Raw genomic sequence first — 15,581 nt, 5'->3', positions numbered from 1 at the left:
GCTCCGCCTTCTTGCCCCCACCGACACGCCGAAACCCCGACGTCTTGACACCAGCCCGCCCAGCCTAACTACACGGCATTGGGGCTAGTCTCTGGCTTGAGGACTAAAGGGGAAGCCATGCGATTCGCTGGAACGGACAGCTGGATGATTCGTGAGGACATCGGATGGGCGCCGACCGCGGTCCTCTACATCCGTGACGCGCTGGGATTGCCGACTGACCGGCCGTTCCATGTGCCGCGCGTGGCGTACCCCGTGCCGGCATCCTGTGAAGGCGACGGTCCGGTTGCCGCGGAGCTGGCCGAGGATTGGGCGGCCTGGTTCGCCGACGTGCTGGCCCATGACGAATCTGTTGCCACGGACCCGCGCGAATTCCTCGGCGTGTCCGGATACTCCCCGGCCTTCCAGCACGCCGTCGAGGATAGGCTCGACGCCGCGTACGCCTGTGCCGACAACCTCAAGGGCCGGTACATCGACGACTTCTTGCGGGAGTCTCACGAGCAACGGCTGCTGCTCAACCGGCTGGTGAAATCCGTGGAGAAGTCGGTTCGGCACCGGGCGGCACCGTTCGACCTTCGGCTGGTCACAATAACGGTGGAGGGGTCCTGGCTGCGGAGGGTTGGACGGCAGTTCGTGCTGATGAGCACCGAGCTGCGGCATGACCCGGAACGGCTGTCTGAGTCCCTTGGCCCCATCCTGACCGAACTGGCGTCGACTCGGTGATCGCTCGACCATGCCGTGTTGGCCACCAACAAGCCCGTCGCCGTCATCATGGGCATGGAATCGGCCGAATTTGGGTGATGGGAATGCGAGCGGACGATGAAGCCCATGCAACGGCCGTGGCGCGCTTGGAATCGCACTTACGCCAAGGAAGGCCCACGCAAGCGGACGGACTTCTACCAGAGGACGCGGATGCCGGGCAAGGTGGAAAAGGCGGCATCCGCGCTGACCAGTGGCAGCGCCTCGATCATGCACTGGGCGGCAATCATCCGGTCGAACGGGTCCCGGTGCTGCCAGTCCAGCGACCCGGCGGCCAAGGCATGTTCGGCCGTGATGTCCATTGTCTGGACGCCCATCCGTGCCAAGTGGCGCGTGTAGCCCCGGACCAGCACGTCGGCCTGCGGCAACTTGCCAATCCGCGCCTTGGTGGCAATCTCCCAGGCCGATGCGGCCGAGGCCGTGAGTTCCGTCCGGCGGTCCGCGAGCACGGTTGCCATCCCAGGCGAAAGCCTGGACGGATCCGTCAACATCCACAGCAGCACATGGGTGTCGATCACGAGCCGCTGCGTGGTCACTGCTGCCACGCGGCCAACTCGTCCGCCGGCAGAGCATCGAAGAACGAGGCCGGGAGATCGTAGGGAACGAATCCCCACTCACGCGCCGGGTTCTCGTCGATGGGTGTCAGCCGGGCCACCGGCGTTTTCCCGCGGGTGATGATGAGTTCCGCACCCTTTTCGACCTCGGACAGTAACGCCGAGAGATGCGTCTTGGCCTCTTGCACCTTCACTTGCCTCACCATTTTCTCAGTCTATGCCGACCAACCAGGGTTGACCAGGTTCTGATTTCCACCATCGCCGCCGGGCGGGCGCCTACCGGTGCAGCGGCTCGGGCGTCCTGGTGGTGACGGTGCGCTTGGCCGGGCCGAGCTGCAGGAAGAAAGCGGCCACGATGACCACGACCAGCAGCGCGATGGCGAACCGCAGGCCCGCCAGCGTGTTGCCCGTGGCGCTCTCGGCGAAGCCCATGGCCGTCGGGCCGAAGAACCCGCCCGTGATGCCGACCGTGTTCATCAGTGCCAGGCCGGTGGCCAGCGTGACGCCGCTCAGGCGCGTGCCGAGGACGGAGAACATGATCGGCTGGATCACGAACCAGAACAGTCCGGCCAAGGCGAAGCTGACCAGACCCACGATGGGGCCGCCCACCACGCCCAGGGTGGTGCCGATCGCCATGGCGAGCAGGCCGGCGACGACCAGGCCCTTCGTGCGGGACGGCGTCGTGGCGCGCGGGGTGATCAGCAGGGCGCCGATCGCGCCGAAGAACCACGGGATGGCGGCCAGCATGACGGTCCGGTCGCGGAAGATGCCCAGGAACGAGTGCGTGCCCGAGGCCGCGACGGCGTCCTCCTGCTCAGCGGCGAGCCGGGTCTCGATCTCGGTCGCCTCCGCGGCGGACAGCCACTTGGCGTCGCGCGGCCGGTTCGGCCGGGCAAGTCAAGCGGTTCCGCAGATCAGGGCGGTGTTGCCGCCCAACACCCCCCCTGAGCTGCGGAAACGAGCGCCAGAGTGATCCGGGCGGGGAACGGCACTGCCCGGATCTGCGGAACCGCGCCACCCCCAGGCGACAACAGTGGGTTCTGTCGTCGGATTCCGCCCTCGAGCGAGCCTGACACACACCGAGGGAGTGGGTGTTCCCGGGCCCTCAGCGCGGCAACCGAAGGTTGCTTCCACACTGGCACTCACATGGATAGCCACTTTCTTCTATTGTGGCCAGTGTCGCCACTCACCGACGGACGGCGAAGAGCCAGTGCAACCGGCCCGCGTCTTGGAGCGGGGTCGTGTTCGCGTTGGGGGCGCTCGAGGATCAGCCGGGAATGCGGTCGACGTCGCGCCGGTGTGCGACGTCGACGACGATGACCGTCCGTTGGTCGTCGTCGATGCGATAGATCACCCGGTAGGTGCCCCGGCGTGCACTGTGGCGATCCTCGAGTGGTTTGTGGAGCCGTTTCCCGGCGTGATGCGAAGGGTGTAACGGCCTGAGCCGGTATTCACGCGCCAATCCTGCGACGCTGCATCGCTGCCGTCAGATCGGCTTCGGATTCAACCTGCCCGGCAGCCATTTCGGCGTCGGAGGCGGCCATCCGCTGCCTCGTTTCGGGGTCCGAGAGGATGGCGAGGGTCTCCTCGAGGGACTCCAGGTCCTCCGGGGCCAGGAGTATGGCCGACGGTTTGCCGTGAACGGTCAGGGTGATCCGCTCATGATGGCGGCTGACCCGATTGACGACCTCCGACAAGTGGGCCTTGATCTCGGCCAATGACATGGACACGTCCATGGTCATAAGTCTGACCCTAATTCTCCGGAGCGTCCACGGGGTTCGCCAGGTTACAGGACTTCGATGCGGGCGCCGTGGCCGCCGGACCGGGCGAGCCGGACGTCCCGGGTCAGCAGTGGACACTCGAGTGCCTCGGCCAGGGCGATGTAGGCGGCGTCATAGGCAGAAACGGCCGAGCGGAGCTGGAGGGCGCGCCGCCGCAGCGCGTCGGCGGACGGCCACCGTTGGATGGAAAGATCGTCGAAGTCGGTCAGCAGGTCATGGGCCCTGGCCGCGCCCATGTGTCCGCCCAAGGTCAGCCCCCTCAGCGCGGACACCACCTCGTAGTCCAGCAGGGTCGGCGCATGCAGGTCCTCTCCGGCCAGCCGTTCCCGCAGCGCGTCGGTCCCCGGCACGGCGGATAGCGCGTCGACGACCGCTGCCGCATCCACGACGATCATGTCCCGTCCCGCGCGTCCTCGCGCTCGGCCCGGGCGTCGGCCAGCACGCCAACAGCCGATGCGGTGGCCCCTTCCGTGCGCCGGGCCGCCCGCTCCAGGACGTTTGCCACCGTCGGGCGGGCCACTTCCCGGGACAGCAGGTCCAGCAGATAGCTGTTCAACGATTCGCCCCGCGCCGCGGCTCGCGCCTTCAGCTCACGGCGAGCTTCGTCTGGCACATTCCTGATCTGCAACAACACACCCATATATTCAGACTAGAGCAATTTATATGCAGAGTGAATGTATCGGTTCTCATCCGGCCACGCGGCGGGCCGTCTGTTCGAGGATCTCCCGGCAGGCCAGGATGGCCGGGCGGCTCAAGCTGGCCCGCCGGGCCGACGTGAACACCGTGCGACGGGGGAGCCCGGGCAATTCCAGCAGCGTCAGCGCCGGGGGACGTCCCGTCCACACCAGGTCCGGCATCAGGGCCACGGCGTTGCCGGATTCGATCAGCCGGATCTGCGCCTGCAGGTCGGCCGTCTCATAGCGGACGTCCGGTTCGAACCCGGCCTGCCGGCAGGCCTGCTCGGCCCAGTGCCGGGACGCCGCCCCGCGCGGCTCCATGACCCACGGCAGCGTGGCCGTGTCCTCGATCCTGGTGGCCTGGCTGGCGAGCGGAACGGCCAGCCGGATCGCATCGGTGGTCAGCGTGACCCGGTCCAGCTCCGGGTGGTGCGGCGCCGCATGACCCGGGTACTGCTCGGCCACCACCAGGTCGAAGTCGCGGGCCCACGTGTCGTGCAACGCCGTCTCGGGCTCGCGCTGGGTCATCTCGATCCGCACGTCCGGGTAATCCCGGGCCATGGACGTAAGCATGTCCGGCAACAGCGCGAGCGCCGCGGACTGGAACACCGCCAGGCGGACCGTGCCCGTCACGGTGGTCAGCGACGCGGACAGGTCGGCCTCCGCCCGTTCCAGCGTCTCGAGGATCTCCGCCGTATGCGCCACGAGGATCTCCGCCTGCGGGGTCAGCTGCACGCGCCGGCCCGACTTGCGCAGCAGCTCGACGCCGGCCTCCTTCTCCAGCAGGGTGAGCTGTTGGGACACCGCCGACGGGCTGTACTGCAGGGCGGCGGCCACGTCGGCCAGGGTCCCGCGGACCTGTAATTCGCGCAACAGGCGCAGGCGTCTGACGTCCAGCACGGCCGCCTCCAAAACATGAGTAAAAGTGAACAATATTGGTCAAAAAACATCGCTTTTACTAATTGAACAGCGGTTCCATACTGGAAGCAAGAACGGCGCCCGCCGACCAGCCAGCCCCAGTAGAAATGAACGCCACCGCCGCCATGACAAGCACCGCCAGCACCACTCCCGCCGCCAACATCCCCGTCCCCGGCGACGCCCTCGCCGAAGACACCATCGCCCTCGTCCGGCACTGGCTCACCGAGGCCGCCAAGATTCCCGTGGACGTCTCCGCCCAGCGCCTGGCCGGCGTGCTGAAGGATCCCAACGGGCTGGACTTCACGGTGGGCTTCGTCGACGGCGTCGTCCGTCCCGAGGATTTGCGGGTCGCCGGGCGCAACCTGGCCGCGCTGGCGCCCAAGGTGCCCGCGTTCCTGCCCTGGTACATGCGCGGGGCCGTCCGGCTCGGCGGCGTCATGGCGCCCGTGCTGCCGCGGCTCGTCATCCCGATCGCCCGCAGGGTGCTGCGCGACATGGTCGGCCACCTCATCGTGGACGCCACCGAGGCGAAGCTGGGGCCTGCCATCGCCAAGGTCCGGCAGACCGGCGTCGACCTCAACATCAACCTGCTCGGCGAGGCGGTGCTGGGCGAGCACGAGGCGGCCCGCCGGCTCGAGGGCACGCTGAAGCTGCTGGCGCGCGACGACGTCGACTACGTCTCCATCAAGGAGTCCTCCACGGTCGCCCCGCACTCCGCATGGGCGTTCGACGACGCCGTCACCCACATCGTGGAGAAGCTCACGCCGCTGTACACGCTGGCCAACTCCTTCACCAAGCCCAAGTTCATCAACCTGGACATGGAGGAGTACAAGGACCTCGGCATGACCCTCGCCGTGTTCAAGCGCATCCTCGACAAGCCGGAGTTCCTCACGCTGGAGGCCGGCATCGTGCTGCAGGCGTACCTGCCGGACACGCTCGCCGCCATGATCGACCTGCAGGAGTGGGCCGCCGCACGCCGGGCCCGCGGCGGCGCGCCCGTCAAGGTCCGCGTCGTCAAGGGCGCCAACCTGCCCATGGAGCAGGTCGAGGCGTCCATCCACGCCTGGCCGCTGGCCACGTGGGGCACCAAGCAGGACTCCGACACGAACTACAAGCGCATCATCAACTACGCGCTCACGTCCGAACACATCGACGCCGTGCACATCGGCGTGGCCGGCCACAACCTGTTCGACGTGGCGCACGCCTGGCTGCTGGCGAAGTCCCGCGGCCTGGACCCGGCCGCCGGCGGGCTGGAATTCGAGATGCTTCTCGGCATGGCGACGGGGCAGGCCGAGGCCGTGCGCCGCGACGTCGGCAAGCTGTTGCTCTACACCCCGGTGGTCCACCCCGGCGAGTTCGACGTCGCCATCGCGTACCTGATCCGCCGGCTGGAGGAGGGCGCCAGCTCCGAGAACTTCATGTCCGCCGTGTTCGAACTCTCCGCCAATGAAGCGCTGTTCGAGCGGGAGAAGAACCGTTTCCTGGCGTCGCTGGCCGCCATGGACGACGCCGTGCCGTCGCCCAATCGTGTGCAGGACCGGACGGTTGCACCGTCACCGACTGGTTCGTCTCCGGCTGCGCCTGACGGTTTCGCGAACACGCCCGACACCGACCCGGCCCTGGCCGCCAACCGGGCGTGGGGCCGCGACATCCTGGCCCGCATCCCGTCCTCCACGCTCGGCAACGACCTGGTGGAGGCGTCCCGCGTGCCGACCCTGGACGCGCTGAACGGCCTGGTGGAATCGGCCGTCACCGCCGGCCGAGCGTGGGGCGCCCTGTCCGGCGCCGCGCGTGCCGCCGTGCTGCACCGGGCCGGCGACGCACTGGAGGCGCACCGCGCCGCGCTCATCGAGGTCATGGCGGCGGAGACCGGCAAGACCATCGACCAGGGTGATCCCGAGGTCAGTGAGGCCATCGACTTCGCCCACTACTACGCCGAACGCGCCAAGGACCTGGACACGGTGGACGGTGCGTCGTTCGTGCCGGCCGGGCTGACCGTAGTCACCCCGCCGTGGAACTTCCCGGTCGCGATCCCCGCCGGGTCGACGCTGGCAGCGTTGGCCGCGGGCTCCGCCGTCGTCATCAAACCGGCCACCCAGGCGCGCCGCAGCGGCTCGCTCATGGTGGAGGCGCTGTGGGAGGCCGGCGTGCCGCGCGACGTGCTCACGCTGGTCCAGCTGGAGGAACGCCAGCTGGGGCAGGCGCTGGTGTCCCACCCGGCCGTCGAGCGCGTCATCCTCACCGGCGGCTACGAGACGGCCGAACTGTTCCGCAGCTTCCGCCCGGACCTGCCGCTGCTGGCCGAGACGTCCGGCAAGAACGCCATCATCGTCACGCCCAGCGCCGACCTGGACCTGGCCGCCAAGGACGTCGTCCAGTCCGCGTTCGGCCATGCCGGGCAGAAGTGCTCCGCCGCGTCGCTGGTCATCATGGTCGGATCTGTGGCGACGTCGGCCCGGTTCCGCAACCAGCTCATCGACGCCGCGTCCAGCCTGTTCGTTGGGTACCCGTCGACCGCGACGACGCAGATGGGGCCGATCATCGAACCGGCCGCCGGCAAACTGCACCACGCGCTGACCACCCTCGGCGACGGCGAGGCGTGGGCCATCGAGCCGCGCCAGCTCGACGCCACCGGGAAACTGTGGTCCCCCGGCGTGCGCACCGGCGTCGCGGCCGGCTCTCACTTCCACCTGACCGAGTTCTTCGGCCCCGTGCTCGGCGTCATGACGGCCGCGACCCTGGACGAGGCGATCGCCATGGTCAACGCGATCGACTACGGGCTCACGTCCGGACTGCACTCACTGGATTCGGCGGAGATCGGGCTGTGGCTGGACACCGTCCAGGCCGGCAACCTGTACGTGAACCGCGGCATCACCGGCGCGATCGTCCAGCGCCAGCCGTTCGGCGGCTGGAAGAAGTCGGCCGTGGGCGCCGGCACCAAGGCCGGCGGGCCGAACTACCTGGTCGGTTTGGGCCACTGGACGTCCACGGAATCCACCGCGACGGCGCCCCTCGGCGCTGACGCCGCGCGCCTGCTGGCCGAGTCCGGCCTCGTCGGGACGGAGCGCGCCTTCCTGGAGCGCTCGCTACGCAGTGACGCCGCCGCCTGGGCGTCCGAGTTCGGCGTGGCCAAGGACGTCTCGGGGCTCACCGCCGAGCGCAACGTGTTCCGGTACCTGCCGCTGAACCCGCTGGTCCGCCTGGCCGAGGGCGAATCGGCCTCCAGGCTGCTGCGCGTGCTCGGCGCCGCCCTGCTGGCCGGTTCGACGCCGCAGGTGTCCACCGCGGCGGCGCTGCCCGCCGGCGTGGCGACGCTGCTGTCCGGGCGCGGCATCAGCGTCACCGTGGAGAGCGACGCCGAGTGGCTGGCTTCGGCGCGACGCTTCGGCGCCGGGCGCATCCGCCTGGTCGGCGGCGACGCGTCCGCACTGTATGAGGCCACTGCCGGCCGGCCCGACCTGGCCATCTACCACGGCGAGGTCACCGAGGCCGGGCGCATCGAGATACTGCCGTTCCTGCACGAGCAGGCCGTCAGCATCACGGCGCACCGCTTCGGCACCCCGAACCACCTCTCGGATGGGCTGATCTGACCCGGTGGTCGAGCCTNCGGTGGTCGAGCCTGGGCCCACGGCCGCGAGGGGCCCCGCCCGAGCTTGCGAGGGTGGGGAGCGGCTGGGGAGCGAGACCCCGATTTCGACGGGCTCAATCACCGCCCCGGTGGTCGAGCCTGTCGAGACCTTGATTTCGACAGGCTCAATCACCGCCCCCGGTGGCCCATCGGATACCTTTAGGGCTATGAAGTATGCCGACTCCGTCCTCGACCTGATCGGGAACACCCCGCTGGTCAAACTCAACAAGGTCACCGCGGGGATCGAGGCCACCATCCTGGTGAAACTCGAGTACCTCAACCCGGGCGGGTCGGCGAAGGACCGGATCGCGGTCAAGATGCTCGATGAGGCCGCCAAGGAGGGCAAGATCGCCCCGGGCGGCACGGTCGTGGAACCCACCAGCGGCAACACCGGCGTCGCGATGGCCATGGTGGCCCAGCAGCGCGGCTACAAGTGCGTGTTCGTCGTCCCGGACAAGGTCGGCGAGGACAAGCGAGCCGTGCTGCAGGCCTACGGCGCCGAGGTCGTCGTCACCCCGACGGCCGTCGCCGCGGACAGCCCGCAGTCCTACTACGGCGTCTCGGACCGGCTCGTGAAGGAGATCCCGGGCGCGTACAAGCCGGACCAGTTCTCCAACCAGAACGGGCCGCTGAGCCACTACGAGACGACCGGCCCGGAAATCTGGCGGGACACCGACGGGTTGGTCACCCACTTCGTGGCCGGCGTCGGCACCGGCGGCACCATCACCGGCACGGGCCGCTACCTGCGCGACGTGTCCAAGGAGAGACCGCAGGGCGAAGTGCGCATCATCGGCGCCGACCCGGAAGGCTCCGTCTACTCCGGCGGCACCGGCCGGCCCTACCTGGTCGAGGGCGTCGGCGAGGACATGTGGCCGGCCGCCTATGACCCAAGCGTCCCGCACCAGGTCATCGCCGTCAGCGACAACGACAGCTTCGCCATGACCCGCCGGCTCGCCCGCGAGGAGGGCCTGCTCGTCGGCGGATCGTCCGGCATGGCCGTGGTGGCCGCGCTGGAAGCGGCGAAGGGGCTGGGACCGGACGCCGTCGTCGTCGTTCTCCTGCCGGACAGCGGACGCGGCTACCTGGCGAAGATCTTCAATGACAAGTGGATGCAGTCGTACGGGTTCCTGAAGGTCACCGACGAGCCCGCCATCGGCGACGTGCTCAAGGCCAAGACCGGGCAGTTACCGGACCTGGTGCACATCCACCCGAACGAGACCGTCCGCGACGTCATCAACCTGATGTCCGAATACGGCGTCTCGCAGATCCCCGTGCTCACGGCTGAGCCGCCGGTGGTCATGGGCGAGGTCATCGGGTCCGTGGACGAACGCACCCTCACCGGCAAGCTGTTCCGTGGCGAGGCGAAGCTGACCGACACGATCACCGAGCACATGCAGCCGGCGCTGCCCATCATCGGCTCGCTGGAACCCATCTCCGCCGCGCGCGTCAAGCTGCAGAACGTGGACGCGCTGATGGTCACCTTCGTGGGCGCGCCCGTGGGCGTGCTGACCCGCCACGACCTGCTGAACTACCTCAACGACTAGCGGTGATCGAGCGAGCGGTGATCGAGCCTGTCGAGATCTCGACAGGCTCGATCACCGCAGGCTCGGGTTTCGACAGGCTCGGGTTTCGACAGGCTCAACCACCGGATTACCAAGGAGACACGATGACCCAGGGCTTCAACACGCGCGCCATCCACGCCGGCCAGGAGCCGGACCCCACCACGGGTTCGGTCGTGCCGCCGCTGTACCAGACGTCCACGTTCGCCCAGGACGGGATCGGCGTGCTGCGCAACGGCTACGAGTACGGCCGCGGCACCAACCCGACGCGCGATTCGCTGCAGACACAGCTGGCCGCGCTGGAGGGCGGCGACTTCGGCTTCAGCTTTGCCTCGGGGCTGGCCGCCGAGGACGCGCTCATCCGGGCGCTGCTGGTGCCCGGCGATCACATCGTCATGGGCAACGACGTCTACGGCGGCACGTACCGGCTGATCAACCGCGTCCTGTCGGTGTGGGGGATCAGCAACGCCGCCGTGGACATGGCCGACGACGGCGCCGTGCGTGCCGCCGTCGCCGCCGGTGGCGCCGGGGGTGCGACCCGGATGATCTGGGTCGAGACGCCGTCGAACCCGATGATGAAGATCACCGACATCGCCGCGCTGGCGCAGATCGCCCGCGAGGCCGGCGCCCTGCTGGTGGTGGACAACACGTTCGCCTCCCCGTACCTGCAGAACCCGCTCGCGTTGGGGGCCGACGTCGTCGTCCACTCCACCACCAAGTACATCGGCGGGCACTCGGACGCCTCCGGCGGCGCGATCGTCCTCTCCGACGCCGCCATGGCCGAGAAGATCGGGTTCGTGCAGTTCGCGGTGGGCGCCGTATCCGCGCCGATGGAGGCGTGGCTGACCACGCGCGGGCTCAAGACGCTCGGCGTGCGCATGGACCGGCACTCTTCCAATGCGCAGGAGATCGCCGAATGGCTGCTGACCCGGCCCGAGGTGGAGCGCGTGCTGTACCCGGGCCTGCCGGACCACCCCGGCCACGAGCTGGCCGCGCGGCAGATGAAGCGCTTCGGCGGCATGATCTCCGTCCAGTTCAAGGGCGGGGAGGCGGCGGCGCGCAAGGTGGCCGAGTCCACGCACGTGTTCACCCTGGCCGAGTCGCTGGGCGGCATCGAATCGCTGATGAACTATCCGTCGGAGATGACGCACGCATCCGTGAAGGGCACCGAGCTGGCCGTTCCGGTGAACCTGGTCCGGCTCTCCGTCGGGCTGGAGGACGTGGCGGACCTGATCGCGGACCTGGACCAGGCGCTCAACCGGCTCTAGCCTCAGGTGGAGCGCTGGTACGCCCGGAACGCCCGGGTCGCCACCCACGTCATGACGAGCGCCAAGGCGGCCAGCAGGCCCAGGTGCCACCAGATCGAGGCCCAGTCCGGCGCGGCCGACAACGCCTGCCGGCCCACGATCACCGACCACTCGAACGGGTTGTAGGCGGCCACGTTCTGCACCCACTGCGGGGACAGCTTGGTGTTCATGATGGCCGAGCTGAGGAACATCAGCGGCAGCGTGAGCAGCTGCGAGATGCCGATCAGCGCCTGCTGTTGGCGCAGCAGCAGCGCCACCGCGTTGGACAACGCCCCGAAGACGGCCGTCAGCAGCACGGCGGCCAGCAGCAACAGCAGCAGGCCGGACACGCCGCCGTGGAACCGGGCGCCGGTCAGCCACGCGATGCCGATCACCATGAGCGTCTGCACCACCGTCGTCATGCCCTGGTACAGCAGCGAGGACACCATGAGGGCGCCGCGGTTGGTGGGCGAGGTCAGGAACCTGTCCATCACGCCGCGATCCATGTCCTGGATGTACGTGGTGCCGGCCCACGCGCTGGCGAACAGCGCCATCATCATGACGACGCCGGGCGTGAGGAACTCCAGGTAATTGCCACCTGCGCCGAAGCCCGGGATGTCCACCACGGACTTGAACAGCTGGCCGAACAGCAGCAGCCACATGATCGGCTGGACGAGGTTCATGACCAGGAACACCGGCATGCGCCAGATGCCCCGCAACGAGCGCCCGGTCAGGATGGCGGTGTGCGTGATCGCGGTGCTCATCGCGCCACCTCCGCAAGATCCCCGGCACGCTCCGCGACCGCTTGGCCGGCCTGCGCACTGGCGAACGTGTGCCCGGTGTGGCGCAGGTAGACGTCGTCGAGGCTGGGGCGGGCGACGGCGGCGGAGACGACGCCGACGCCCGCCGTCTCCAGCGCGGCCAGCACGTGCGGCAACGCGCGGGCGCCGTTGTCGGCGCGGGCCCGCAGCACGTCGTCGTCCATGACGATGTCGCGCAGGGTCCCCAGCCGCGCCAGCGCCTCTTGTGCGCGCACGACTGTCTCGGTTACGGCGGCAGCCGGCCGGGCCGCCGCCGTGTCCAGTTCGATCACGACGGAGTCGCCGTGGAGCTCGTTCTTCAGCTCCTCGGGGGATCCGCCGGCCACGATCCGGCCGTGGTCGACGATGGCCAGGCGGGCGGCCAGCTTGTCGGCCTCCTCCAGGTAGTGGGTGGTGAGCAGGATGGTCATCCGCTCGTCGCGGGCCATGCGCTCGATCTCCGCCCACATCTCGGCGCGGGCCTGCGGGTCGAGTCCCGTGGTGGGCTCGTCCAGGAACAGCACCTGGGGGCGGTGCATGAGCCCCATGGCGACGTCGAGCTTGCGGGCCATGCCGCCGGAGTAGCCCCGGACCAGGCGGCGGGCCGCGTCGGTGAGGGCGAACCGGTCCAGCAGTTCGCCGGCGCGGGCCTTCGCGTCGCGGGCGCCCATACCCTGCAGGCGTCCGGCCAGGACCAGGTTCTCCCGTCCGGTGTCCATGGGGTCGGTCACCGGTCTCTGGGCGACGAACCCGATGGCGCGGCGCACCCGCTCGGGGTGGCGCTGGACGTCGATCCCGGCCACCGTGGCCGTGCCGGAGTCGGCGCGGGAGAGCGTGGCGAGGATCTTCACGGTGGTGGACTTGCCGGCGCCGTTCGGGCCGAGCAGGGCGAACACGCTGCCGGTGGCGGCGGTGAAGCCCAGCCCGTCCAGCGCCTTGACGGGCGGCCGGCCGCGGCCGCCGCCGTAACTCTTGTGCAGGTCCACGGCCGCCAGGGCCGTGTCGCTGCCTGACTCGATGATGGTGCTGCCCATGGTGGGCTCCTTGCTGTTGGCCCGGCCGTCGGCCGGGGTTGCCCCGCGCCGGAAACGGGCGTGCAAGTACCATGGAAGTGGGCCTTGAGGCAGCTGTGCACGCAGATCCCGTTCGCGGGAGCGTCTCTTGGTTACGTGGTCCGGGTGTTGGCGCATCCGGGCCACACTTTTATCCGGTCTTCGTCTCGGGTGCCGGATGGGCTTCGAACAGTTGGGCCGCCTCCTTCCCGAAGTAGGTGCCGACGTTGTTGAAGAGTTCCTCGATGCTGTGGCCCTCGCCGGCGAGCCGGTGCATGCGCTCCCACATGGCGAATCCGCCGACGGTCCCGGCCGCGATCCGTGCGGCCAGGTCGGCCACATAGGCGCGTTCCGCGGTGAGCATGGCCCGGTAGTAGTCGGACTCGATCATGAACAGTTCCGGGAAGGTCTCGAGCCCTTGGGCTTTCCGTTCGGCCACCATGAGGGCCAATTCCTCATCCAGGGCGGCGACGCGGGCGGTCAGCAGCCGCAACGCCTCGGCCGGTGGCAGCATGGGCAGCAGGGACAGCCCCGCCTCGAACTGCGGGTATTCCTTGGCCGGCGTGGACAGCAGCTCGCTGAGCCAGGACACGCTTTCGACGCGGCCGGCATCGGTGATCTCGTACACGATGCGCTCCGGCCGGTTGCCCTCGCGTTCCACCCGGTTGTGGGCGATGAGCCCGCGTTTTTCCAACTGCTTGATGACGGCATACAACGATCCGTAGTTGAGCCGGATGCTGTCTTCCTTGCGCCGTTCCCGCAGCGTCGAGGTGATCTGGTACGGGTACATGGGCCGCTCCCACAGGGAGGCCAGCACTGCCAGCGCCAGCGGGTTCGACATCTTCCGGGACATGCTCACCTCCAAGTACTTTATTCAGAGTACTCGTGCGCGGATAGAGGGGCAAGAGGTTCCTGGTCTCCCGTGCGCCGTGGCCGAGTCCGACGTTCCGCGCTGGAAGACCCGCACCGGCGGGCTCGTCACCCCAGCCGCGGCCTGCGGTCCCCGCGGGACGGCGAGCCGTCCCCGGGCAGTGCGCCAGAACGCCATCGACGACAACCGCGACCACGCCATGGCACAGCCGCGCTGGCGGCAGGTGCGGATCTCCCAGGGCGTGCTTGCACACCAAGGCGACCGTGCCGTCGTCGTCCGGTGATTGAGCCTGTCGAAATCACGGGGGTCTCGACGGGGCTCGACCACCGCCGGCGGGGGATTCAGTGGGTGCGCGGTGCGGGGACGCCCTGGCGGGTGCCGGCATCGTAGCGGTACACCGGCCGGCCGCCGATGAACACGGTCAGGGCCCGCTGCATGACGTCGAGCGGGTCGCCGCTCCAGAGCACCAGGTCGGCGTCCTTGCCCACAGCGAGGGAGCCGATACGGTCGGCCAGACCCAGCACCTTGGCGGGGTTGATGGTGATGGCCCGCAGCGCCGTGGCCCGGTCCAGTCCTTCCTTGACGGCGAACGTGGCCTGGTGCACCAGGAAATTGATGGGCACGACGGGATGGTCGGTGATGAGGGAGATCTCCACGCCCGCGGCCGCCAGCTTGCCCGGGTTGGCCAGCGACCGGCCGCGCAACTCCGGCTTCGACTTCGTCGTGAACAGCGGCCCGATCAGCACCGGGATGCCGCGGCCGGCCAGCACGTCGGCGATTCTGTGCGCCTCGGTGCCGTGGTCGATGACCAGCTCGTAGCCGAACTCGTCGGCCAGGCGCAGCGCCGTGGCGACGTCGTCCGTGCGGTGGCAGTGCTGGCGCCACGGGATCTCGCGCCGCAGCACCATGGCCAGGGCCTCCAGGTGCGGGTCGCGGGGCCGCGGCTCCGGCTTCGCCAGCCAGTCCTGGGCCTCCATGAACGCGTTTCGGATGACCAGTGCGGTGCCCAGCCGCGTCGACGGGGTCTGTTTCTTCTCCCCGTACACGCTTTTCGGGTTCTCGCCAAGCGCAGACTTCACACCGCTGGGGGAGCGCAGCACCATCTCCTCCATGTACCGGCCGTGCGTGTGCATGGCCACGGCCTGCCCGCCGATCGGGTTGCCGGAGCCCGGGTTCACGTTCACGGTCGTGATGCCGCCGGCCAGGGCGTCGTCGAAGCCCGGGTCCATGGGGTCGACGGCGTCGATCGCGCGCACGCCGGCCATGGCCGGGTTCGTCATCTCATTGACGTCGCTCGCCGACTCCAGCTCACCCTCCGGGTCCATGCCCAGGTGCACGTGCGCGTCGATGAACCCGGGCAGCAGCCATTGTCCGCCGGCGTCGAGCACCTCCGCGCCAGCCGGGGCCTGCACGGACGCGCCCAGGGCCAGGATCTTGCCGCCCTCCACCAACACGGTCCCGTCGAACGGGGCGCCCTCGATCGGCACCACGTGGGCGTTCGTGATGGCCAGCACGCGCCGTTTCGCGGCCGCGGCGGCGTCCCGGATGGCGGCGCTGATGTGCGCGGCATCGGCGGCCGTGACCGGGCGCGGGATGGGACGGCGGGGTGGCAGTGGGGGTGTCATGATGGCCTTTCGATCGATGCGTGCGCGGGGCGCGCTGCTTCCCAACCTAGCCCACCGCAAATCGCCGGCCCGTA

Annotated in this window: 17 protein-coding genes; 5 read left to right on the top strand and 12 right to left on the bottom strand. The window is 69.2% G+C overall.

Annotation, left to right across the window (positions count from 1 at the left end):
- Nucleotides 1-117 precede the first annotated feature (117 nt).
- Entirely contained in the window at nucleotides 118-720 is a 603-nt protein-coding gene (locus EJC77_RS13435; RefSeq protein WP_125613476.1) for a hypothetical protein, read from the top strand.
- A 173-nt stretch (nucleotides 721-893) separates the two neighbouring features.
- Here the strand turns inward: EJC77_RS13435 and EJC77_RS13430 are convergent, their stop codons facing one another.
- From EJC77_RS13430 to EJC77_RS13395, 8 genes are all read right to left on the bottom strand, one after another.
- Entirely contained in the window at nucleotides 894-1,301 is a 408-nt protein-coding gene (locus tag EJC77_RS13430) for a type II toxin-antitoxin system VapC family toxin (protein WP_240630245.1), read from the bottom strand.
- The gene (locus EJC77_RS13425) at nucleotides 1,289-1,516 is read right to left on the bottom strand and encodes a type II toxin-antitoxin system Phd/YefM family antitoxin (protein ID WP_125613474.1); all 228 of its coding nucleotides are present in this window, start codon (nucleotides 1,514-1,516) and stop codon (nucleotides 1,289-1,291) included. The genes EJC77_RS13430 and EJC77_RS13425 overlap by 13 nt, the downstream gene beginning before the upstream one ends.
- A gap of 70 nt (nucleotides 1,517-1,586) precedes the next feature.
- Nucleotides 1,587-2,057 carry an MFS transporter gene (locus EJC77_RS13420; protein WP_125613472.1) on the bottom strand — a complete coding sequence of 157 codons (471 nt, stop codon included), beginning with the start codon at nucleotides 2,055-2,057 and terminating at the stop codon, nucleotides 1,587-1,589.
- A 520-nt stretch (nucleotides 2,058-2,577) separates the two neighbouring features.
- On the bottom strand, nucleotides 2,578-2,772 hold the full coding sequence (locus tag EJC77_RS13415; RefSeq protein WP_125613470.1) for a type II toxin-antitoxin system RelE family toxin: 195 nt from the start codon (nucleotides 2,770-2,772) through the stop codon (nucleotides 2,578-2,580).
- Nucleotides 2,762-3,052, bottom strand: coding sequence for a type II toxin-antitoxin system Phd/YefM family antitoxin (locus EJC77_RS13410; RefSeq protein WP_125613468.1), 291 nt, complete (start codon nucleotides 3,050-3,052; stop codon nucleotides 2,762-2,764). Before EJC77_RS13410 ends, EJC77_RS13415 begins: the two co-directional genes overlap by 11 nt.
- Nucleotides 3,053-3,096: 44 nt before the next feature.
- A complete protein-coding gene (locus tag EJC77_RS13405; protein WP_125613466.1) occupies nucleotides 3,097-3,486 on the bottom strand; it encodes a type II toxin-antitoxin system VapC family toxin in 390 nt (129 codons plus the stop codon).
- A complete protein-coding gene (locus EJC77_RS13400; RefSeq protein ID WP_125613464.1) occupies nucleotides 3,483-3,731 on the bottom strand; it encodes a FitA-like ribbon-helix-helix domain-containing protein in 249 nt (82 codons plus the stop codon). Before EJC77_RS13400 ends, EJC77_RS13405 begins: the two co-directional genes overlap by 4 nt.
- Nucleotides 3,732-3,777: 46 nt before the next feature.
- Nucleotides 3,778-4,668 (bottom strand): LysR substrate-binding domain-containing protein, encoded by an 891-nt coding sequence (locus EJC77_RS13395; RefSeq protein WP_125613462.1) that lies wholly within the window; start codon nucleotides 4,666-4,668, stop codon nucleotides 3,778-3,780.
- A gap of 143 nt (nucleotides 4,669-4,811) precedes the next feature.
- Here EJC77_RS13395 and EJC77_RS13390 point away from each other — a divergent pair, with 143 nt between their 5' ends.
- The 3 genes from EJC77_RS13390 (at nucleotide 4,812) to EJC77_RS13380 (ending at nucleotide 11,141) form a co-directional block, all read left to right on the top strand.
- Nucleotides 4,812-8,276, top strand: coding sequence for a bifunctional proline dehydrogenase/L-glutamate gamma-semialdehyde dehydrogenase (locus EJC77_RS13390; protein WP_125613480.1), 3,465 nt, complete (start codon nucleotides 4,812-4,814; stop codon nucleotides 8,274-8,276).
- A 205-nt stretch (nucleotides 8,277-8,481) separates the two neighbouring features.
- Complete coding sequence (locus EJC77_RS13385; RefSeq protein ID WP_125613460.1) at nucleotides 8,482-9,858, top strand: cystathionine beta-synthase; 1,377 nt, start codon at nucleotides 8,482-8,484, stop codon at nucleotides 9,856-9,858.
- 122 nt (nucleotides 9,859-9,980) lie between these two features.
- On the top strand, nucleotides 9,981-11,141 hold the full coding sequence (locus EJC77_RS13380) for a cystathionine gamma-synthase (protein ID WP_125613458.1): 1,161 nt from the start codon (nucleotides 9,981-9,983) through the stop codon (nucleotides 11,139-11,141).
- A gap of 2 nt (nucleotides 11,142-11,143) precedes the next feature.
- Here the strand turns inward: EJC77_RS13380 and EJC77_RS13375 are convergent, their stop codons facing one another.
- From EJC77_RS13375 to EJC77_RS13365, 3 genes are all read right to left on the bottom strand, one after another.
- Complete coding sequence (locus EJC77_RS13375) at nucleotides 11,144-11,923, bottom strand: ABC transporter permease (RefSeq protein WP_125613456.1); 780 nt, start codon at nucleotides 11,921-11,923, stop codon at nucleotides 11,144-11,146.
- The gene (locus tag EJC77_RS13370; RefSeq protein WP_125613454.1) at nucleotides 11,920-12,993 is read right to left on the bottom strand and encodes an ATP-binding cassette domain-containing protein; all 1,074 of its coding nucleotides are present in this window, start codon (nucleotides 12,991-12,993) and stop codon (nucleotides 11,920-11,922) included. The genes EJC77_RS13375 and EJC77_RS13370 overlap by 4 nt, the downstream gene beginning before the upstream one ends.
- 169 nt (nucleotides 12,994-13,162) lie before the next feature.
- Nucleotides 13,163-13,864: a PadR family transcriptional regulator gene (locus tag EJC77_RS13365; RefSeq protein ID WP_125613452.1), complete on the bottom strand. Its 702-nt coding sequence runs from the start codon at nucleotides 13,862-13,864 to the stop codon at nucleotides 13,163-13,165.
- 76 nt (nucleotides 13,865-13,940) lie between these two features.
- Here EJC77_RS13365 and EJC77_RS13360 point away from each other — a divergent pair, with 76 nt between their 5' ends.
- On the top strand, nucleotides 13,941-14,165 hold the full coding sequence (locus EJC77_RS13360) for a hypothetical protein (protein WP_125613450.1): 225 nt from the start codon (nucleotides 13,941-13,943) through the stop codon (nucleotides 14,163-14,165).
- 58 nt (nucleotides 14,166-14,223) lie between these two features.
- Here the strand turns inward: EJC77_RS13360 and EJC77_RS13355 are convergent, their stop codons facing one another.
- A complete protein-coding gene (locus EJC77_RS13355; protein ID WP_125613448.1) occupies nucleotides 14,224-15,507 on the bottom strand; it encodes an amidohydrolase in 1,284 nt (427 codons plus the stop codon).
- Between the last annotated feature and the right edge of the window lie 74 nt (nucleotides 15,508-15,581).

The organism is Specibacter cremeus, from assembly GCF_003946885.1.
In the GTDB taxonomy this organism is placed as follows: domain Bacteria; phylum Actinomycetota; class Actinomycetes; order Actinomycetales; family Micrococcaceae; genus Specibacter; species Specibacter cremeus.
The sequence above is the reverse complement of the archived record's forward strand: the minus strand, read 5'-3'. Positions and strand labels throughout refer to the sequence as shown.